Genomic DNA, 22,241 nt, shown 5'->3' with positions numbered 1-22,241 from the left:
TTTTATGATATTCCCAAAATCAGAGCCAAATAACTAATAGATATGGACTTCATCCTATTCATTCTTCCCGCCCGAACGAACGATACTCCAACGGAGTAAGTCCCGTACGTTTCTTGAAGAAAGAGAAAAAATATTCGGTTGACTGGAAACCTAGAAAAAAAGAAATCTCTTTTACTGACTGGGAAGTTCCCACCAGCATTTGTTTAGCTTTACGAAGTTTCAATTCCTGGAAATATTTAGCCGGAGCATAACCTGTATACTCCTTAAAAACACGTCGAAACCATGAATAACTAATATTGAGTCGCATAGCCAACTCTTCCGGGTCCACATTGCCGGAAACATTTTCATTCATAATGATTTTTGCCTGTTCGATCTTCTGATCCACATCACTCATCTCGAAAACCTTATTTTTGGAGACGGAAAGAATCATCCCTATCATGTGGAGCACAATCCCGGAAAGATATTGTTGCGCGGAAATCTTATCCGCTTCGGCTACGGCAAGAGCACGGGAGAATAATGAGACTAACTCTTCATTAAGGCCTATTTCCAGTATTTGCTGTTCCTGCGACAAAAAAGCATCATCAACAATGGCGTCTATCATAGGCCCCTCGAAACCGATATAATATTCCCTCCAACCAGTCTGCCGCAACGGGCGATAAGTATGCCATTGTCCGGGAAACAATACCATCAACCGACCTTTACAAACTTGCTTTTCAGAGGTAGAATCAGATGAAAACAAACCACGCCCCTTGGTGATATATACCAATTGATACTCACGAAGCACTCTTCCTTTTTCTGCATTAAAGAAGTAACCGGAAGGATGCTCTTTCAACGGATAAGGTGAATCGGGAGGAATGGATTGATAACCGACAGTATTTACCCATAGCCCGAATTTACGGTCCATGTCATTTACAATCAGATATTTAAATTCTAATCCCAAACTATTATCCTCGATCATACCGATGTGTTTTCATGTAATTGAGTTGGACAAAAATAGGAATTATTTTCAGAAAACACACGCAAGGGTATAAAAAAACATCCGGTTGTAGTAAGGAAACACCACAAATTGCACGGATTAACACAGAATCTTGATATAGAAAATCAATAATTCAAGATTGAATCTGTGCTAATCCGTGTAATCTGTGGTGAAAAGAACTTCCGCAAAAACTAACTTTAGAAAGCTTTGCGATATAGAGCTTCGATATCTGCTACCGAAGTAGGACGAGGATTACCGCCTGTACAAACATCATTGAAAGCAGCTACAGCCAGTGCAGGAATATCTTCTTCCTTCACATTGATTTCATGTAATTTTTGCGGTATATTGATACTGGCAGAAAGTGCTTTCACTGCCTCAACAGCCGCTTTTACTCCCTCGGCTTCACTCATTCCGGTAGTGTCCACTCCCATTGCTTTCGCAATATGGATATATTTCGGAGCTGCCGGAGATTCAGCATTGTATTCCATCACATACGGCAACAATAAGGCATTGGCTACCCCATGAGGAGTATCATAGAATGCACCTAACGGATGCGCCATCGAGTGAACAATTCCTAAACCGACATTCGAGAATCCCATACCGGCAATATATTGTGCCTGTGACATTGCTTCGCGGGCTGCCACATCTTTACCATTATCCACAGCTGCTTTCAAGTTTTGAGCAATCATTTCAATGGCTTTCAATTCGAACATATCGCTCATAACCCAGGCACCCGGAGTGATATAACTTTCGATGGCATGAGTCAAAGCATCCATACCGGTAGCTGCAGTCAATCCTTTTGGCATTGAGTACATCAGTTCAGGGTCTACGATAGCTACGGCAGGAATGTCGTTCGGATCTACGCAAACCATTTTCTTGCGGGCATCTTCATCAATAATCACATAATTGATCGTTACCTCGGCAGCTGTTCCGGCAGTAGTAGGCAGCGCGAAAGTAGGCACCGCTTTGTGTTTGGTATCGGCTACCCCTTCCAGAGATTTCACGTCTGCAAAATCCGGATTGTTCACAACAATACCGATTCCCTTGGCAGTATCAATGGAAGAACCGCCGCCCAAAGCAACGATAAAATCGGCTCCGGAAGCTTTGTATGCCGCCACACCGTTTTGTACATTTGCAATCGTAGGGTTCGCTTTTACATCACTATAAAGTTCGTAAGGAATCTGATTTTCATCAAATACTTTAATGATTTCGGCAGCCACCCCAAACTTGATAAGATCTTTATCCGTTACAAAAAAGGCTTTCTTAAAGCCACGTCTGGCTGCTTCCACAGCAATGACACTACGGCATCCGGCACCGAAGTAAGAAGTTTCGTTTAAAATAATGCGATTCATAATTGTGCTATTTGTTGTTTTATTTAGGAAGATTGAAAGCAACTGACATTTCTTTCATCTGTTCCTGACTCATACCATCCGGTTCGAAGCCCATATTTTTAGCTGCGATATAAATCAGAGCCGACTTATTGAGTACATCAATCTGATCGAATGCCTGCATCGCATCGCAATCCACTGCAAATACACCATGTTTCTCCCACATCACCACATCGTAATCCTGCAATTCTTTGATGGTAGCTTCAGCCAATTCCACCGAGCTAGGTAATTTATAAGGAATGATACCCAAACCACGCGGGCAGAATGCCTTTGTTTCAGGAATCATACTCCACAACAGATTGGTAGCCACATCTTTTTCCAGAAATTTCGGACAATGTGTCATGGCAATCAGTTCAATCGGGTGTGTGTGTACAGATGCTTTATAAGGAGAGTTTTTGCTCAACAGGTCATTGTGTACGCTCAAGTGAGAAGGCAATTCCGATGTCGGGGCTACGGCTTCATCCGCAATAATCACATAGCTGGCACAGTCATCCAGAATACGGATTACCGAACCATTTTCCATCGGCCAGCGGGCTAAATCACGCATGCGTTTATTAGTTCCCTTGCAGTAGAAATAGCAGCCTTTCAGATAAGGAAGAGTCACACCGATAGACTTTACTTCGCTGATCGGCTTCATCTGACGGATTTCATCGTCTACAAACTCTGTGATATTAACAGTTATATTACCACCATTACGTTCAGCCCATCCTTTCTGCCACAAGTATCCGGCAACTTCTGCTACCTTGTTTACTTCTTTGGCAAGTGCCGGACGATTCTCTAAAATTGATTTCATTATATATATATTTTAATTAGGCACGGATTACACGGATTTTGCCGCAAGTTATAAAAAAACTGCATAACCCGTGTAATCCGTTCTTGATTTTTTTAAAACAAATTTGGGAACACTAAAGAGAAGATAAGGACGATCAGACCAGCTATCAGCACAGTTATGGTCTTGTTTGATACCCCTTTCCATTCTTTCAGAATTATTCCCCAAACATTACTAAAGGTTACGTTCAATGCCATCAGAATACACCAGGAGAAAGCCAGTAACACCGGGCTTTCGGTGAGGAAGCTCTTACCCATTTCCAATCCGAAAAACTGCATATACCATAGTACACCAGCCAACGCACAGAACACTAGATTATTGCCCCATACTTTTCCTTTAGCATAGTCACCCATCGATTTATTAGCTACATTCTGTTGCAAACAGTAAGCTGCATTTGTCAGGAAGCCTCCAAGCGTAACCAGAAAGATAACCGGAAGACCGGCATAAAGTCCTTCCACTCCACCAGCCAAAGCGGCTTCTTTGATAGGTGTTCCTGCATCCAGTCCCAAAGCAAAGCAGGCACTCATGACACCAGCCAAAAGTGCAACCAGTAACCCTTTTGTCAATGCAAAGTCTTTTACGGCAGCACGTTTTTCTTCTTCACTCATGTTTTGCGCACGCAAGCTACCGGCATACCCGATAATAGCAATACCTGCCAACGTGATGCAAACACCCAACAAAAGAATCAGCCCGTTACCTTCAAACAAGTTTGTACCGGCAAAAAGAGCCGGAAGAAGGGTACCGAAACCGGCACAAGTACCCAGTGAGATACTCTGTCCGAGCGCAACACCCAAATAGCGCATGGAAAGTCCGAAAGTCAATCCTCCTACTCCCCACAATATACCATAAAAGATGCTCATTCCAGCACCTCCTGCTCCCCACAAGTCGAACAAACTGCTCTCTTGGGGTACACCCAGTAGTGAACCCAGGAACGGGAACACTAACCAGGCAAATACACCTTGTATTAACCAGAAGCTTTCCCAGCTCCATTCTTTTACCTTTTTGATAGGTACATAAGAACTGGACTGGCAAAAGCTACCGATGGCTATAATCAATAAGCCGATTAAGATTTCCATAACTTATCGTTTAGAAGTTACTTCGGCTTCGTACTTTTCTATTTCTGCGATGAAATCTTCACCAACAGGAACATTGTTCTTCAAGCAGAACATATCCCAAACTGCATTCCAAGGAAGAGCCTTTTCTTCTTCAAGCAAAGCCAGACGTTGGAATCCCTGTCCGTTTGCTTCGTATTCACGCAACTTGGCAATCGGTTCGAGCAGAGCACGAGTCATACATTTCTGTGCAGCACGGCTACCGATTACGTATGCACCAATACGGTTGATAGATGCATCGAAATAGTCAAGACCATAATGTACACGATCCAGAGCACCGCAACGAACGATTTCGCTGAACAGTTCCATAGTCGGGTCATCCATGATAGTTACGTGGTCTGAATCCCAACGAACCGGACGGCTTACGTGCAACATCAATTCAGGAACATAAAGCAATAATGAAGATACTTTATCAGCTACACTTTCTGTCGGATGGAAGTGACCGGTATCCAAAGTAATCATCTTATTGCGAGAAGCACCGTAACCGATATAGAAGTCGTTAGAACCTACCGTGTAGCTTTCCAGGCCGATACCGAACACCTTAGATTCGATACAATCTTTCATATTCTTATATTCGGTAGCGAAAATCTGATCCAAAGAATCTTTCAACAACGCACGATATTTCATTCGGTTTACAGTGATATCCTTGCTTCCGTCATGCACCCAAAGGTTCATGATACATGGATCGCCCTGTGCCTTACCCATTTCTTCTGCAACTGCACGACAACGTTTGGTATGTTCAATCCAGAACTGACGGATACCTTCATCAGGATTAGAAAGTGACAAGTCACCTGATTTCGGATGAGAGAAAGAAGTAGAGTTGAAGTCAAGTTTCATGTTATGTTCTTTACCCCATTCTATCCAACTCTTGAAATGTTCCGGTTCCACTTGGTCACGGTCTACCACCTTACCTTGGAAATCTCCATAGATTTCATGCAAGTTCAAACGATGAGTCCCCGGGATATAAGAAGCAGCTTTCAAGATGTCAGCACGCAGTTCATCAATGTTACGAGCTTTGCCCGGATAATTACCGGTTGCCTGGATACCTCCGGTCAATGAACCGGCCTGTACTTCAAATCCTGCAACGTCATCAGCCTGCCAGCAGTGAAGTGACAGATGAAAATCCTGCATAGTTTTCAATACTTTTTCGGTGTCTACACCTACTGCTGCATAACGTTCCACAGCAATTTCATACGCTTTCTGAATCAGTTCTTCTTTTTTCATGATATTCTATTAGTTTTAAAAATGATTATTCTGTCGATCGTTCTATTTATTTCCGAACGCAATTTTTAAAATGGATATAAGCCGCGTCCCAAACTTCCGTATCTTGCGGCTGATAAGTTTTCAACGGGATAGAGCGGTTGATTAACTGGCGCATACCGGCAACATCCGTTGCTTCACCTGCTGCCATTGCCTGAATCATCACATTACCGATGGCTGTTGCTTCAGATGGACCGGCTACCACAGGAATTCCTATCGCATTGGCAGTAAACTGGTTCAGCAAATCATTCCGGCTACCTCCGCCAATCACGTGCAATGTTTCAATCGGACGGGGAGAAAGTGAACGCAAATTCTCCAACACCTGGCGATAACGCAAAGCCAAACTTTCAAAGATGCAACGCACTACTTGTCCGCGTTTCTCGGGAACCGACTGTCCGGTAGCCCGGCAATATTCTGTAATAGCTTTTTCCATGTCCGCAGGATTCGCGAAACAGTCATCATCCGGATTAATCAGACTACGGAACGGTTCACAAGCATCCGCCTCACTGATTAATTCAGGATAACTTGTATCTCCCCAATTCAGACGGCAACGTTCCAGCAACCACATTCCACAGATATTCTTCAATAGACGGATAGTTCCTTCCACACCACCTTCATTGGTAAAGTTCAACGCTTCCGTTTCAGCATTAATCACCGGAGCATCCGTTTCAACTCCCATCAGTGACCAGGTTCCGCTACTCAAATAAGCAAAGTTGCGATCCAATGCCGGAACGGCAGCAACAGCAGAACCGGTATCATGGCCGGCTACCGCAATCACAGGAATTGCACCCAGTCCGGTTATCTTTTGCACTTCTTCCGTCAATACTCCCACCTTTTCACCCGGGAATACAAAACGGCCGAAATTCTTCTCACTCAATCCTACCGCTTTCAGCAACTCCGGCTCCAAACGTCGTGTCTGTGCATTCACCAGCTGGGCTGTCGAAGCAATCGTATATTCCGTCACCATCTCTCCGGTAAGCATATAACTCAACGCATCCGGCATAAACAGAATTTTATCTGCCGCCTCCAACGCACTGTCGTGATTGCGACGTAAAGTATCTAATTGGAAAAGTGAATTAAAATTCATAATCTGAATACCCGTTTTACCATACACTTTGCTACGGGAAATACGGGAGAAAAGAGCCTCCGGTGCTCCTACTGTATGCGGGTCACGATATGCATAAGGCTGGCGAAGCAAGTTACCGTCTTTTCCGACACATACAAAATCCACTCCCCAGGTATCGATACCGATAGAAGCAATGGACTCTCCACGGTGAGCAACCAACTTCAACCCGTCAAGAATATGACGATATAATGCATAAATATCCCAATAGAAATGTCCACCTACTTCAACCAGGTGGTTAGGAAAGCGATTAATCTCTTCCAGATTTAATCCGCCTTCAATGAAAGTTCCTAAGATTGTACGGCCGCTCGTTGCGCCCAGGTCGACTGCAAAAAAGTTTTGTTTCATGGTATTCTGTCTATATATTTAAGGTATCCATTTACCTACATGGCAAAGATAGGCGATTCCCTCCTCCTTTTCCTTATGTATTTTGATTGAAAGGGTATACATTTTGACACAAAAGACAAAAGACACAATACAATTGCAAATATAAACAGATTCACATTTTCCCTACACCTCTGTATAGGTACTAATAAACGGTATAAAGCCATCTTTGCTAAATGGATTTATACCGTTTACAATATATAAAATACCTATTTTATGATGAAATGATTAAGATCTACTTTCTTTTTACTATAATATGAGTTGTTACACGACGTTGTCCATAGTGGTTAAAGACTCCATTATCAGTAGGATAATTGACAACATCTGTTTTTGCCGCTCCTTTCCCCTTCACATACATAGTAGTAGATCCACCACCATCCATATTAAGTGCATATTGAGGATTGAAATGCTTTTTGAGGAATAAGGTTACTTCTTTTGCGCTCATACCTTCCGCCTTACCAGCCCAGCGCCCATCAATAGTGACTAACAACAAATCTTTATCCTCTGTCACAGCAACCACCGTACGAGGATGACGTACTCCTTGATGTCTGCGATAATCTTCATAGTCAAAAGACTCCAATTGTTCCATAGTATAATTACCAACAAAAGTTTCACCTAACGGATTGTAATCGTCAATCAGTGTGGGGGCACTAGCTAACAAATACTTTGCAGAATGTTGTTTATATGTATCAATTGCAGCCTTTCCATTTCTGCCGCCATATATAATTCCAATATCAGATTTTCCATCCGAATAAAGCGCACCATCATGTTTCCAGTATCGTAAATGTCCCTCCGGTAGTGTCACTTCAGAGATATTAGTTCCATTGATACGAATATAAATAGCTTCCTGTTCATACCCACCATTAATACCACCAATAGCCCCACGTACTTGTGCTGTAGTTGAAAGAGAATCTCCATTATTATATGTAAATTCAACTTTGTACTTATTGGAAAGTAAATCAATTTCCAGCACATTTACAATCTGTTGAGCCTTACTCACATCGTCATACCGTTCATAGTTATAATAAATAAAACCATCATCGATAGAATCAATTTTCCATTCATCTTGGACATTCTTCTGTAGAGTCGGAACTTTTACAACGGAAGGGTTGTCCGGTTCGTCCGGTTCATTTGGTGTTACCGGCTCTGTAACATCCGGTGTTTTGGGGTCATCATTGATCCCATCACTTCCACAAGCGACAACTAGACAAAAAAATACGGATAAAAAAGCAATTGTTAACTTCGTAAACTTCATAATATAATTTTTTAAATAAACATATAGATTCCCTATTCGTATCATTACTTATCATTAAAAGATTTCAATAATGGAGTTACGCCTGAAAGATCCCATATATCTGTAGACCAACCTATTTTCTTAGCAGCATCTACACTATTTTCCGTAGTAATACCATGGCAAATTGCAGTTTTATTGTTACCCCAATCATAAGTTCCGGCAGTATTAGCATCGGCCCCCGTCATACCTTTGTTGGGTCCCCATGCGATAATCATATCTTTTTTCGCATAACAATCCGTAGCCTTCGTATAGGTATTTGACTGCCATCCAATAACACGTCCTGATACAGGTTCACCATCAATCTGTTCATTCCAAGCGATACAACCTTTTATTGTAGGATTATTGCCATTAAGTCCTCCGGCAATACCACCTGCATTTCCTGTACTATAAAGAGTTCCTGTCGCAAAACAGTTTTCAACAACTACAGCATTCCTTGGTTCAGCAACAATACCACCGGCACGAGAAGCCCCGATTACTTTTACATCTGCATAACAATTCCGTACAGTACCTTTAGCAAAAATGCCACCAATACCACCCACTTGCTGTATGCCACTTACAGTACCAGACACATATACATTTTCAATCAAACACTCCAAAGCATTTGTTCCCAAATAACCGGCAACAATACCCGTACAAGAAGAACCATATCCAATAACTTCCGCATTTTCAAAGCGCACATTACGACATGAACCATTCATTACCCCAAAGAAACTGGCGTACCGAGAACTGATCTCACAATGTAAATTTCTAATCGTATGTCCCTTACCATCAAAATGAATCTTTATATCAAAACGGTCAACAGGCTCACCCGTATTCAGCGGTTTCCAGTCAATGCCAGTCATATCAACATCATTCGTCATTTCGAAATAATAAGTTTTATCAAGTTCTACAACAGACATCATGTTCCTCATATGATTCCTATTGCTAATCAAATAAGGATTATCAACCGTTCCATCACCACCGTCAAATAAAGAAGAAGCTGCAACATAGATCACAGTAGACACTGTACCTTCGCCTTCATGATCATACTGTCCATTTCCAACCGGATGATTCACTACGCCTTTACCTGATGTCCATAGCGTGGAAGAACTTCCGTCAGCCAAACAAACCGCATTCTTCATCCCCAATGTTTTGGCAATAAAAGCTGCCTCCTCAAGTGTTGCACCATCAGCATTTCCCGTTATAGCACCATCAATAGTAAGCAGCATCATTTTTCCCTGAGCAGTTATCCCAATCACAGACCGAGCCATACGTTGTGTATAAATAGCATCTTGAGGAAACGAACACACTTTCCCTTCCATAAGTAACATTGGACCTGATGCTAAAGCTGATTCATATTCATCTTCCACATCCGTATAATCTGAAAACGTACAAGACTTCACATCTACAGAACCTTCCGCATCAATAGCAATCACTCCGTTCACTTTACTGGCAGATTCGATCGTAGACGCAACCTTCACCACCTTATCCACCATAGTAAATGTAGACGGATTTCCGGAAATAGAATAACTGCCATTGATAGCAAACAATGCTTTTTTATCTTTAGCAATCATACTAGTTTTGGCAGGAGTATCACATACAGCAACTCTGGTAGAAAACATAGTCGTCGGATATACCACATAAGAAACGCTTTGGGTAGTCCCCCACATGCTCGCTTGTGCCGTACAAACAGCTGCCCCGTTACCTAAATCCGTTTTTTCCCAAGATGCTCTCATAAGAGCCAATGAATCCACATCCCATTTAATTTCTTGGTTGAAATCTTTTTTCAACATTTCGCTATAATCTGAATTATCTCCAGAGTCACTACAACTATAGACTAACGCCAATAGAAAAGACATATATAAATATTTCATTTTCATTATTTTCTCCATTTAAAATTAAAAAATAAGTCCATCATTCCAACCCGGGTTCTGCGTTAATGCTCCATTTGTTAAAACACGATCCTTTGTTGGTATCGGGTACAAGTAATCCTTGTCCTCATTCCATACTCTTTTGATACTTTGATGAATAATCAAATTACCACTTGTCTCATGATCCAAGCTAAGTTCACCACCTATCTCAAACTGATCTACACAAGAAGAGTTTCCTTTATCAGTACTCAAATACAGATAAACATCATTCGTTCCATCACCGTCCAAATCATATTCACCCGGACCGGGAAAATAAATACCAAGAAATGGTTTTTCAAATATTTTACCTTCCTTCCAACGCATGATATCATAATATCTAAAGCCTTCCATTACCAGTTCTATAGCGCGTTCACGTCTAATTTCAAGGATAATCCCCTGATTATCGTCACTTTCCACGTGCGGATACCACTCCTTCAAATAAGGGTCCGGATTAGCATTTGCTGTTGCCATTAATAAATTCGGCATATTTACACGAGCCCTTAGCTTATTAATTGTTTTATTCAAATCATCCTGAGTCAATGTCCCCAATTCTGCTTTTGCTTCCGCACAATTCAAATAAACTTCGGCTGTACGAAACAATGGCAAATCAGATTCAGAAGACATATCATATTTAACTCCACAATCGTACTTCTTCAGATGATACCCTAATTTTGCCAACTTAAAGTTTGGCAGATATTTTTTCCCGTCATCACGTACATATCCTGCTGCACGAATCGTTTGTGTCAGACGCGGATCACGGTTTTTCATCTCTTCCACAAATCCAATAGTCTCATAATTACTCTTATCTGTAAAACGAGAACCATCTTTCATCAGATAAGAATTAACAAAACGCTTTGTCACACCTGAATTTGCCTCACCAGGAGAATTGCAAAATGCCTGTACAATATTAGTCAATCCCAAAGCTGCATTGTAATCTTTCGCCAGGATTATTTCCGTGGGTTCAGCATTCAAAGAGCCAAATAAATTGAAATAAGGGGTAGAACCTGCCGTATAAACTGTATAACCACTCTCATTGATAAAGATATCCGATGCGGATGCACATTCACGAAGATACTTTTCCCAATCATTCAAACCATGATACTTTCGAAATGTACCTTCAAACAAACAAATTCTGGATTTTAAAGCCAAAGCAGTCCAACGAGTCACCCGGTATACATCTTTTTGTTTTCTCAAATTATCAATCGCGAAATCAATGTCCTCCAATACTTTCCCCATTACAAACTCACGAGAATCTCTAGGTTTACTCAAAGCTTCCGTATCAGCACTTCCAATCACATAATCATACCATGGCACATCTCCAAAACGCCTCACCTTTACAAAATAAAAATAAGCTCTAAAAAAACGTGCCAAACCTTCATAATGATTCCGTACTTCCTCATTCTGGCAACGATAAATGTTCTCCAGGCAGAAATTAATATCACGAAGGGCTCCCCAACCCCAACCATCGAAATTAGAATCTGTTTCAGGTATAGTGCGTTGCCCGCTAATCGCTTTTTCCAAGATAGGCTGAATAATTACATCACCGTAATCTTTAAACACTCCTGTACCCGAAATACAAGCGACATAGAAATTGTTTGAATACAATTCTAACTCGTTTTCTGTTGTAAAGAATGTTTCCGGTGTAATTTTATCTTCCGGAAATTTATCCAAAATACTTTCACAAGAAATCATTGCCATCAGAGGCAAGAGCATCCATATTTTATATTTTATACTACTCATATTATCCTAGTTTTTATTTTCCATTAAAAAGTCACATCAATTCCAAATGAATAGGTCTTACTCATTGGATAAGAAGTCACGTTCGTATGACCACTTTTCCAGCTCGTAGAAGCCCCAGCATGTTCCGGATCAATATAATTACTATGTAAAGGGCTGAATGTAAAAAGATTCTCTCCACTAAAATAAACCCTGACACGTTCCATATGCAAAGCCTTTAGCCAAGTACGTGGCAAAGAGTAACCGACTGTTACATTTTTAAGACGGCAATAAGCCACATTTTGCAAATAGCGAGTATTAGGTTTAGACAACTCACGTGGATTAACATCCAATGCCACATAGCCTCTCGGACGTGGGAAATAAGCATCCGGATTATCTTCTGACCAAACATCTGTCAAGAAATCCTTCGGAATAAAAGTACAATAAGGACGGGCATAGGGACCCCAGAACAGACTAGTTTCACCATTGGGATACCAATGTTGGCGACCGACGCCTTGCAACAAAGCAGAAAAATCAATTCCATTCCAATCTGCAGCTAATCTGACAGAATATGTATATCTTGGTAAAGAATTTCCAATCACTTTCTGATCCTTCACATCGTTTGCCGATAAAGTAGGAGAAATAATATTATCGCCATCCAAGTCCACATATTTCACATCCCCCGCATGGAGACCTTGAGATTTTACAGAAATATTCAATATATTATTTACGTAACTCTGATTTACCGGATAGTTTTCAGCTTCTTCATCAGTTTTGAAGAGACCATCAACAACATATCCCCAAATCTCTCCCAGTTGTTGTCCTTCATATGGAGTGCCCAATGTTTTGTTATCATTGTTATACTTTGTCACTTTAGTCGTATTATCAGCCAAGCCTAGTACGACAGAATAATGGAACGCTTTTCCCTTTAGATTAAAAGAATCATTCCAACTAATCGATGCTTCCCAACCTTTCGTACGTAAGTTAGCAGCATTTGTTTTTGGAGAAGAAGCACCATATACATTCGGAAGATCCTTGGAAGCCATCAACATATCTTTCGTATCACGTACATATATATCAGCCGTCATATTCAAACGATTATTCAATAGTCCGAGATCCAAACCGATATTTTTTGTAACAACCGTTTCCCAAGTGAAATCAGAAGCATTCGGAGCAGAGATACTAGCACCTGACGCTTTATTTTTATCACCAAAAGCATAAGAAATTGTACCACCAGAAGATATAGTCTGCAAATAGTCATAATATCCGACTTGTTGGTTTCCTAATGCTCCCAAAGAAAAGCGTAATTTCAAATTACTAATTTGTTTACGTAATGGTGCAAAGAACTTTTCTTCATTAATTCTCCACCCGGCAGAAACTGAAGGAAAAAAGCCATAGCGATGTCCCCGGGCAAACCGTGAACTACCATCATAGCGTCCGCTAAATTCAAATAAATATCTATTTTTATAGTCATAATTCAAACGATAAAAAAGACCGAAAAGAGCATATCTATTTTTACCACCCGCAATACTCATTTCATCACCATTAGCTAAATTAAAATCAGTTAAATCTTCGGACAATAAATCATTACGTTGTATTTTGATGTCTTTAAAAAATTTAGTTTCATAATTGACACCGGCAGTTGCACTTACATGGTGCACATCGGCAAATGTATTTGTATAATTTCCATAAATATTGTATGAATGAAACCAATCATGATTAGAACGTTCATAAAGAGTATTAAGGCCATAACCATCTGTTTTCCAAAGAACTTCTCCGGGTACACGTGAATATGGATAATTAGCACTACGATTCATTGCCGTATATTCATGTTGAGCAAACGAATAATTAGCCGTCACCGTTACATTCTTAACAGGTGTCATTACCGCCTCAAAGGTGGTATTAAAAAAGTAATTAGTATCCTCATTCTTGTGTTTACCGTATTCAAGAATTGCACTAAGATCATTAGCAGGGCGATATCCTCCTGTAATAACTGTTGCATTCCCCATATATGTACCATCCGGATTGATTGGAACAATAGAAGCTAAGGCATGCTTACTTATCGCATCAAAAAGATTGTTAATAGCACCTGGCCCCGGAAATGGATAAGAATCCTTTTTGTATGACGTATTATTACTTATCTTCAACCATGGAGCAATCTCAATACTTACCTTGGAACGGAAATTGTATTTAGTGAAACTATCCATATTTTTCCGAATAACTCCTTTCTGATCATAATAAGCACCGGAAAGGAAATAGTGCACTTTCTTATTGCCACCACTGACACTAATATTGTGTTCCCATGTAGGACGAGACTCATCCATGAAGTAGTTATACCAATCAAAGTTACCATAATATTTATATTCACCATCTTTGATAACCACCCACGGTCGTTCCGGATTTTCCGTTTTATCATTACGCCGGATCCACATTTCATAATAATCTTCATCATTATAATTCGTATAGTTAGAACCTTGATAGGTAGAATAAAACATATCATTGATAGCCGCCGAATAATAACCGCGAGTCTCAAAATCTCTGGAAACTGTAGGTGAGCCAAAGCTATAACGTCCGTTATAAGAAACACGTGTTTTATCATCATTACCAGATTTTGTTGTAACCAAAATTACTCCATAAGCTGCACGAGCCCCATATACAGCAGCAGAAGAAGCATCTTTCAATACACTAATAGACTCCACATCATTGGGATTCACTGCATCGATAGTACCTTCTACACCATCAACTAATATCAAAGGCGTGGCACTACTACTGATAGAATTGATACCACGAATATTTATGCTACCACCCTGTCCCGGACGACCGTTAGAAACAGTAACATTCATATTAGGAACAGCTCCTTGAAGTAGTTTAGACAAATTATCGGCCGAACGTCCGATTACTTGTTTATCGTCAACCACAGCAACAGCACCCGTCAAATTGATTTTTTTCTGTGTACCATATCCCACAACAACTACTTCTTCCAAAACCTTGGTATCCTCTTCCAATGTAATAATCAAAGTTTTACCATCCTCAACTTTTACCTGTTGGTCTTTATAACCAATATATGAGATATTCAACACATTAAGCTTTCCTTCTTCTCCGTTTAAAGAAAAATTTCCGTTTACATCACTCACCGTTCCTCTATTGCTTCCTTTCAGAGCAATTGTAACACCAATCAACGGTTCACCGTTCGTATCAACGACCTTACCTGTAATCTTCTTCAAATTTCCATCAGGCGCAAATCTTTTACTAGACAAAATTATGCTTTTATCAAGCACTGAATAAACAACGTCACTTCCCTTAAAAACCTCATCTAGAATTTTAAAAATATTCTGTTTATTGACATTAATAGAGACACGTTTATGTACATTAACCTGCTGACTGTTAAAGAAGAATACAAAGTCAGTCCGCGATTCTATTATTTTCAAGACGGTTTCAATCGTTTGATTATTGACTTTCAAGTCAAGGATCGCATTTTGCGCATAAGTATTTGTCGCACGAATGCATCCTATCGAAACACATAGCATAATAATTAATAATCTCATAGGCAATGGAATTCCTTTTAAAGTTGCTTTCAGTAGCCTTTTAATCCCAAGAATTTGGATACTACAATGTTTTTGCATAAATTTGTTGTGATTTAAATTAAAAATAAAGTTAACTACACTTGTCGGCAAACAAGTAAGGCTAAATGATTTTTTATATGGGAAGAATAGTGCTATATTTTTCCCATATTTTTTGTTTAAGGAGGGAGTGTTTTCATAGTTCTTTTTTGTTTAATAAATTTCTATTATTGTTTTCTCTTTCACAACACCGTTGTCCAATGCCGATTCAAGATATCTGTATCTCACCCCTGAAGCTATTTTGAAGTGTTCCAAGATCTTATCCAGACGTTGATTAATAAAAGTACCTGTAAAGCAATATTTCTTTAATAATGGATTAACAATACGGAACTCTACGTCAAAACGCTTGCTCAAAGTTCTTAAAGCATCTTCAAGAGGAGTATCTCGATAAATGATCCTTCCACTTTTCCAAGCAATATCAGATTCAACAAAAGTAGTTGTACACAAAAGTTTCTCATCCAATAAATTATAAATCACCTTCTGTCCGGGTTGCATACTATAAGTAACCTCCCTGCCTTTCTGCTGACAATGGAATTTTACTCTACCTGTCACCAAAGTAGCAGCTACAAACTTATCATCCGGATAAGCATCCACGTTAAATTCAGTACCTAAAACCTCTAATTCAATCCCCTTTCCTACATCGACTAAGAATTTCCGTCCATTATCCTTTTGTACTGAAAAATAAGCTTCTCCGAGCAATTCAACCTTTCGATATTCTCCTTCAAAAGACACTGGATATTTTAGATAAGAAGCAGAATTCAGCCATACCCAAGTACCATCCGGTAACTCCACTTTTGTCATCATCCCCGGATTAGACCGAATTTCGACATAACGATCATAATTTTTATCTTGATTAAATACAAAATAGAAGAAAGATAAGAATAAAGGAATAAATAACACAGCTGCTGCTCTTATCCCCCATTCCCACCAGTTTATTTTCTTCCTTTTTGACAATCTCTTATCCAGCTTCACCAATGCCTGTTTAGGATCTATCTGCTTCACGGTATCTATTATATCTGTTACGTGGTGTATGTAACAAATCTGTTTAGCTATTTTTCTGTTCTCTTCAGAGAGGGAAATCCAATTTTCTACCTCTTCTTTTTCTTTCTCTCCTAGTGTACCGGAAAAATAAAGGAGTAAAAGAGCCTCATCTATATTTTCATGTAATTCCATCATCTTTTATGTTCATTTTATTAAGAAGACGGAATACTTCAATTAGCCCCTAAACAAAAATGCAACTTTTTTAATTAAAAGCTGCATTTTTATTTTAAGACTCAAAAACGAATCGGCTATCCTTAGAGAAAATAAGGGAATATGATTGTAATCAACGGTAAATAGTCTTTTAGTTCTACACGTAAAAGTCTCAATGCTTGCTGGATACGATACTCCACTAATTTTATGGAAACGTTTAATTCTTTCGCAATCTCTTTATATGTTTTATCTTGATAACGGCTCATCTCAAAAGTTATACGATAGGAGTCCGGCAATCGCATCACGGCCTTTTCTATTTTCGCCATCAATTCCTCCACTACATAAAAATCAGGATCTTCAAAACTTGTCTGCATTTCTTTAGCAAACATATGCTCATAACAACGTCTTTTTGTCTGATTCTTACTTATTAAATCCAAGCATCTGTTTCTGACCGCCATAAACAAATAACTTCGCAAAGAAGTTTCTATGATCTGGAATTCTCTGTTTTCCCATAGCCATGTCATGATATCCAAAACAACTTCTTCAGCATCTTCTATAGGAATATAGTACTTCCCGAAGGCACATAGTATGGAATAATACTTCAAAAATAAAGTATCAAAAGCCTTTCTATCTCCTTTTCTAAAAAGAGAATAAAGCTCAATATCTTCATCTATCATACGATTTGTCTCCTTATTCACTTTACAAATTTATATATTTAAAAATCCCTAAACAAACAATTGCATCTTTTTTAATAGACAATAAAAAAAGTCAGCACAAAATGAAGCAATAAAGAAACAACTTTGTTACATATACCCACATATATCCTGATTATATCACTATCCCTTTCTAAAGTATTTTCACTTTTATGCAAAAAAACTTTGGTTTTATGCATCTTTTCTCCAAAATAATGCATACTTTTGCGCCATTCTTAGAATAATTATACAATGAAGAAGAAAGCAAATCGGTTAGACGCCATCAAAATGATTATCTCAAGCAAGGAGGTCGGTTCGCAGGAAGAACTGCTGCAAGAGCTGAACCGCGAAGGCTTCGAACTGACACAGGCCACCCTTTCCCGCGACTTGAAACAATTGAAAGTAGCCAAGGCTGCCAGTATGAATGGAAAGTACGTATATGTACTGCCGAACAACATTATGTATAAACGTTCTACCGACCAGAGTGCCGGTGAAATGTTACGCAACAACGGATTTATCTCTTTGCAGTTTTCCGGTAACATCGCCGTTATCCGCACCCGTCCCGGTTATGCCAGCAGCATGGCTTATGACATCGACAACAATGAATTCAGTGAAATTCTGGGAACCATTGCCGGTGACGATACGATCATGTTGGTGTTGCGTGAAGGAGTTGCAACCAGTAAAATACGTCAGCTTTTGTCACTCATCATTCCCAATATCGAATAATTATACCTATTATTATATAATAAAGAAATGGACACTCAACAAATAGATGTTATGGTAGCCGACGCCTCACATGAGGTTTACGTTGACACTATTTTGGAAACTATCAGAAATGCTGCCGCCGTACGAGGAACAGGAATTGCGGAACGCACACACGAATACGTAGCGACAAAGATGAAAGAAGGTAAGGCGATTATTGCTCTTTGTGGTGACACTTTCGCCGGATTCACCTATATAGAATCATGGGGAAACAAACAATACGTGGCTACTTCCGGTCTGATCGTTCATCCCGATTTCCGTGGATTAGGACTGGCCAAACGTATCAAACAAGCTTCTTTCCAACTGGCACGTCTCCGATGGCCGAAAGCTAAAATATTCAGTCTGACCTCTGGTGCAGCCGTCATGAAGATGAATACCGAACTGGGTTATGTGCCTGTCACCTTCAACGAACTGACAGACGACGAAGCTTTCTGGAAAGGATGCGAAGGATGTATCAACCATGATATCCTGGTAGCGAAAAACCGCAAGTTCTGCATCTGTACAGCCATGCTATACGATCCGACAGAGCCGCGGAACATCAAAAAAGAACAAGAAAGAAATAACATTTAAAAGATACAGCACTATGGAAGAAAAGAAGAAAAAAGTAGTGGTGGCATTCAGCGGCGGACTGGACACATCGTTCACCGTCATGTACCTCGCCAAAGAAAAAGGTTACGAAGTATATGCAGCTTGTGCCAATACGGGTGGTTTCAGTGAAGAACAACTGAAAACAAACGAAGAAAATGCTTATAAACTGGGAGCTACGAAATATGTAACAATAGACGTTACCCAGGAATACTACGAAAAGAGCCTGAAATACATGGTTTTCGGAAATGTGCTGCGTAATGGTACTTATCCTATTTCGGTTAGTTCCGAACGTATTTTCCAGGCATTGGCTATCGCACGCTATGCTAACGAAATTGGTGCAGACGCCATTGCACATGGTTCTACCGGCGCAGGTAACGACCAGATTCGTTTCGATATGACTTTCCTCGTACTGGCTCCCAATGTGGAAATCATCACATTAACCCGTGATATGGCATTGAGCCGTCAGGAAGAAATCGACTATCTGAACAAGCATGGTTTCAGTGCAGACTTCACCAAACTGAAATACTCTTATAACGTAGGCTTATGGGGTACTTCTATCTGTGGTGGCGAAATCCTCGACTCCGCGCAAGGACTCCCGGAAACAGCTTACCTCAAGCACGTTGAAAAAGAAGGTAGCGAACAGCTCCGCCTGACTTTCGAAAAAGGGGAACTGAAAGCTGTCAACGACGAGAAGTTTGACGACCCGATCAAAGCCATCCAGAAAGTGGAAGAGATTGGCGCAGCATACGGTATCGGCCGTGATATGCACGTAGGCGATACAATTATCGGTATCAAAGGCCGTGTAGGATTCGAAGCAGCCGCCCCGATGTTGATTATCGGCGCTCACCGTTTCCTTGAGAAATATACATTAAGCAAATGGCAACAATATTGGAAGGATCAAGTAGCTAACTGGTACGGTATGTTCCTCCACGAAAGTCAATACCTGGAGCCGGTGATGCGTGACATCGAAGCCATGTTGCAGGAAAGCCAGCGCAACGTAAACGGTACAGCTATCCTCGAGCTTCGCCCTCTTTCCTTCTCTACCGTAGGTGTAGAATCGGAAGATGATCTGGTGAAGACTAAATTCGGAGAATACGGTGAAATGCAGAAAGGCTGGACAGCCGAAGACGCAAAAGGCTTTATCAAAGTGACTTCTACTCCGCTACGTGTTTACTATAATAACCACAAAGACGAAGAGATATGATTAAAGCAGGAATCATTGGTGGCGCAGGATATACTGCAGGCGAGTTAATCCGTCTGCTGCTCAACCATCCGGAAACTGAAATCGTATTTATCAACAGCAGCAGTAATGCCGGAAACAGAATTACCGACGTTCACGAAGGCCTGTATGGCGAAACGGATTTAACGTTCACCGACCAGTTACCTCTGGACGAAATCGACGTTCTTTTCTTCTGTACCGCCCACGGAGATACAAAGAAATTCATGGAAAGTCACAACATACCGGAAAACCTGAAGATTATCGACCTCTCCATGGACTACCGTATCAAAAGTGACGACCACGACTTTATCTACGGTCTGCCGGAACTGAACCGTCGTGCCACTTGTACGGCGAAGCACGTAGCCAACCCCGGCTGTTTTGCAACCTGCATCCAGCTTGGTTTGCTTCCGCTTGCCAAGAATCTGATGCTGACTGATGATGTAATGGTAAATGCTATTACAGGAAGTACGGGAGCCGGGGTGAAACCGGGTGCTACCAGTCATTTCAGTTGGAGAAACAACAATATGAGTGTGTACAAAGCATTCGACCACCAACACGTTCCGGAAATCAAGCAATCGCTGAAACAGTTGCAAAACAGCTTCGATTCGGACATCGACTTTATTCCGTACCGTGGAGATTTCGCTCGTGGTATCTTCGCGACGCTGGTAGTCAAGACCAAAGTAGCGCTGGAAGAAATCGTTCGTATGTATGAGGAATATTATGCAAAAGACTCCTTTGTACACATCGTAGACAAGAATATTGACTTGAAACAAGTCGTTAATACTAATAAGTGCCTGATACATCTGGAAAAACATGGTGATAAGCTATTGATTATCTCTTGTATCGACAATTTGCTGAAAGGCGCCAGTGGACAAGCCGTTCATAATATGAACCTGATGTTCAATCTGGAAGAAACCGTAGGACTACGTTTGAAGCCTTCAGCTTTTTAAAAACAGAAGAATTATGAATTTATTCGACGTATATCCTTTATACAATATCAACATTGTCAAAGGTGATGGCTGTAAAGTATGGGATAAAAACGGAACGGAATATCTGGACCTCTACGGAGGCCATGCCGTTATCTCCATCGGACATGCACATCCCCACTATGTAGCGATGATCAGTAATCAGGTGGCTAAACTTGGTTTCTACTCAAACTCCGTTATCAATAAGCTCCAACAAGAGGTAGCCGAACGACTAGGAAAGATTTCCGGTTACGAAGACTACAGCCTGTTTCTGATTAACAGTGGTGCCGAAGCAAACGAGAATGCTCTGAAACTTGCTTCTTTCCACAACGGACGTACTAAGATTGTATCTTTCAATAAAGCATTCCACGGACGGACGTCTCTTGCAGTAGAAGCGACTCACAATCCTTCTATTATCGCTCCTATCAACAATAACGGTCATGTCACCTATCTCCCACTCAACGATGTGGAAGCGATGAAACAGGAATTGTCTAAAGGAGACACATGCGCTGTTATCATTGAAGGAATACAAGGTGTAGGCGGTATCAAGATACCAACCACCGAATTTATGCAGGAACTCCGCAAAGCTTGCAGCGAAACAGGAACGATCCTGATTCTCGATGAAATTCAGAGCGGATACGGGCGTAGCGGTAAATTCTTCGCTCATCAATATAATGACATTAAGCCGGATATCATCACTGTAGCCAAAGGAATCGGTAACGGCTTTCCAATGGCAGGTGTCTTAATCAGCCCGATGTTTAAACCGGTATATGGCCAGTTGGGAACTACTTTTGGAGGAAATCACCTGGCATGTTCGGCAGCTCTCGCTGTGATGGATGTCATTGAACAGGAAAATCTGGTAGAAAATGCTAAGGCAGTAGGTGATTACTTACTGGAAGAGCTGAAAAAATTCCCGCAAATCAAAGAAGTGCGCGGACGCGGACTAATGATCGGCCTCGAATTTGAAGAACCGATCAAGGAACTACGCAGCCGTCTCATCTATGACGAGCATGTATTTACCGGAGCAAGCGGCACGAATGTACTTCGCCTGTTACCTCCTCTCTGTCTCAGCATGGAGGAAGCGAAAGAGTTCCTCGCCCGGTTCAAAAAAGTACTCTAACCGCTCATTTGATTAATAAACAGCCAACGATAAAAGCAGCCTTTATTAGAAATTTATTTCTTATTCTGGCTGCTTTTTGTTTTTTCGTAATTAACTGTTACCTTTGTCTGTAA

Annotated in this window: 17 protein-coding genes; 5 read left to right on the top strand and 12 right to left on the bottom strand. The window is 40.6% G+C overall.

Annotation, left to right across the window (positions count from 1 at the left end; all coding sequences use genetic code 11):
* Nucleotides 1-58 precede the first annotated feature (58 nt).
* The 12 genes from Bovatus_RS18985 to Bovatus_RS18930 form a co-directional block, all read right to left on the bottom strand.
* On the bottom strand, nt 59-958 hold the full coding sequence (locus Bovatus_RS18985; RefSeq protein WP_004299886.1) for an AraC family transcriptional regulator: 900 nt from the start codon (nt 956-958) through the stop codon (nt 59-61).
* 215 nt (nt 959-1,173) lie between these two features.
* Nucleotides 1,174-2,328, bottom strand: a complete 1,155-nt coding sequence (gene fucO / locus Bovatus_RS18980; RefSeq protein WP_004299884.1) for a lactaldehyde reductase — start codon at nt 2,326-2,328, stop codon at nt 1,174-1,176.
* A gap of 19 nt (nt 2,329-2,347) precedes the next feature.
* Entirely contained in the window at nt 2,348-3,157 is an 810-nt protein-coding gene (rhaD, locus tag Bovatus_RS18975; RefSeq protein WP_004299882.1) for a rhamnulose-1-phosphate aldolase, read from the bottom strand.
* 92 nt (nt 3,158-3,249) lie between these two features.
* On the bottom strand, nt 3,250-4,269 hold the full coding sequence (gene rhaT / locus Bovatus_RS18970) for an L-rhamnose/proton symporter RhaT (RefSeq protein WP_004299877.1): 1,020 nt from the start codon (nt 4,267-4,269) through the stop codon (nt 3,250-3,252).
* A 3-nt stretch (nt 4,270-4,272) separates the two neighbouring features.
* Nucleotides 4,273-5,529 (bottom strand): L-rhamnose isomerase, encoded by a 1,257-nt coding sequence (locus Bovatus_RS18965; RefSeq protein WP_004299875.1) that lies wholly within the window; start codon nt 5,527-5,529, stop codon nt 4,273-4,275.
* A gap of 46 nt (nt 5,530-5,575) precedes the next feature.
* A complete protein-coding gene (rhaB, locus tag Bovatus_RS18960) occupies nt 5,576-7,036 on the bottom strand; it encodes a rhamnulokinase (RefSeq protein ID WP_004299869.1) in 1,461 nt (486 codons plus the stop codon).
* A 271-nt stretch (nt 7,037-7,307) separates the two neighbouring features.
* Nucleotides 7,308-8,327: a phosphodiester glycosidase family protein gene (locus Bovatus_RS18955; RefSeq protein ID WP_004322169.1), complete on the bottom strand. Its 1,020-nt coding sequence runs from the start codon at nt 8,325-8,327 to the stop codon at nt 7,308-7,310.
* Nucleotides 8,328-8,371: 44 nt separating this feature from the next.
* Nucleotides 8,372-10,219, bottom strand: a complete 1,848-nt coding sequence (locus tag Bovatus_RS18950; protein WP_224440823.1) for a phosphodiester glycosidase family protein — start codon at nt 10,217-10,219, stop codon at nt 8,372-8,374.
* Nucleotides 10,220-10,243: 24 nt separating this feature from the next.
* Entirely contained in the window at nt 10,244-11,995 is a 1,752-nt protein-coding gene (locus tag Bovatus_RS18945; RefSeq protein ID WP_004299862.1) for a RagB/SusD family nutrient uptake outer membrane protein, read from the bottom strand.
* 23 nt (nt 11,996-12,018) lie between these two features.
* A complete protein-coding gene (locus Bovatus_RS18940) occupies nt 12,019-15,594 on the bottom strand; it encodes a TonB-dependent receptor (RefSeq protein ID WP_004299861.1) in 3,576 nt (1,191 codons plus the stop codon).
* A 150-nt stretch (nt 15,595-15,744) separates the two neighbouring features.
* Nucleotides 15,745-16,764 (bottom strand): FecR family protein, encoded by a 1,020-nt coding sequence (locus Bovatus_RS18935; RefSeq protein ID WP_008776403.1) that lies wholly within the window; start codon nt 16,762-16,764, stop codon nt 15,745-15,747.
* 122 nt (nt 16,765-16,886) lie between these two features.
* Nucleotides 16,887-17,459 carry an RNA polymerase sigma-70 factor gene (locus Bovatus_RS18930; RefSeq protein ID WP_004299858.1) on the bottom strand — a complete coding sequence of 191 codons (573 nt, stop codon included), beginning with the start codon at nt 17,457-17,459 and terminating at the stop codon, nt 16,887-16,889.
* Between the two features lie 267 nt (nt 17,460-17,726).
* On the opposite strand from Bovatus_RS18930, the gene Bovatus_RS18925 reads away from it, so the two are divergent.
* The 5 genes from Bovatus_RS18925 to Bovatus_RS18905 are packed head-to-tail and all read left to right on the top strand — an operon-like array spanning nt 17,727 to nt 22,128.
* Complete coding sequence (locus tag Bovatus_RS18925) at nt 17,727-18,200, top strand: arginine repressor (RefSeq protein WP_004299854.1); 474 nt, start codon at nt 17,727-17,729, stop codon at nt 18,198-18,200.
* Between the two features lie 27 nt (nt 18,201-18,227).
* The gene (locus tag Bovatus_RS18920; protein WP_004299851.1) at nt 18,228-18,806 is read left to right on the top strand and encodes a GNAT family N-acetyltransferase; all 579 of its coding nucleotides are present in this window, start codon (nt 18,228-18,230) and stop codon (nt 18,804-18,806) included.
* A 13-nt stretch (nt 18,807-18,819) separates the two neighbouring features.
* Nucleotides 18,820-20,028: an argininosuccinate synthase gene (locus Bovatus_RS18915; protein WP_004299848.1), complete on the top strand. Its 1,209-nt coding sequence runs from the start codon at nt 18,820-18,822 to the stop codon at nt 20,026-20,028.
* Nucleotides 20,025-20,993, top strand: a complete 969-nt coding sequence (gene argC / locus Bovatus_RS18910) for an N-acetyl-gamma-glutamyl-phosphate reductase (protein WP_004299847.1) — start codon at nt 20,025-20,027, stop codon at nt 20,991-20,993. Before Bovatus_RS18915 ends, argC begins: the two co-directional genes overlap by 4 nt.
* A gap of 13 nt (nt 20,994-21,006) precedes the next feature.
* On the top strand, nt 21,007-22,128 hold the full coding sequence (locus Bovatus_RS18905; RefSeq protein WP_004299845.1) for an aspartate aminotransferase family protein: 1,122 nt from the start codon (nt 21,007-21,009) through the stop codon (nt 22,126-22,128).
* The last annotated feature ends 113 nt before the right edge of the window (nt 22,129-22,241 follow it).

The sequence above is a fragment of the Bacteroides ovatus genome (assembly GCF_001314995.1).
GTDB lineage: Bacteria > Bacteroidota > Bacteroidia > Bacteroidales > Bacteroidaceae > Bacteroides > Bacteroides ovatus.
The sequence above is the reverse complement of the archived record's forward strand: the minus strand, read 5'-3'. Positions and strand labels throughout refer to the sequence as shown.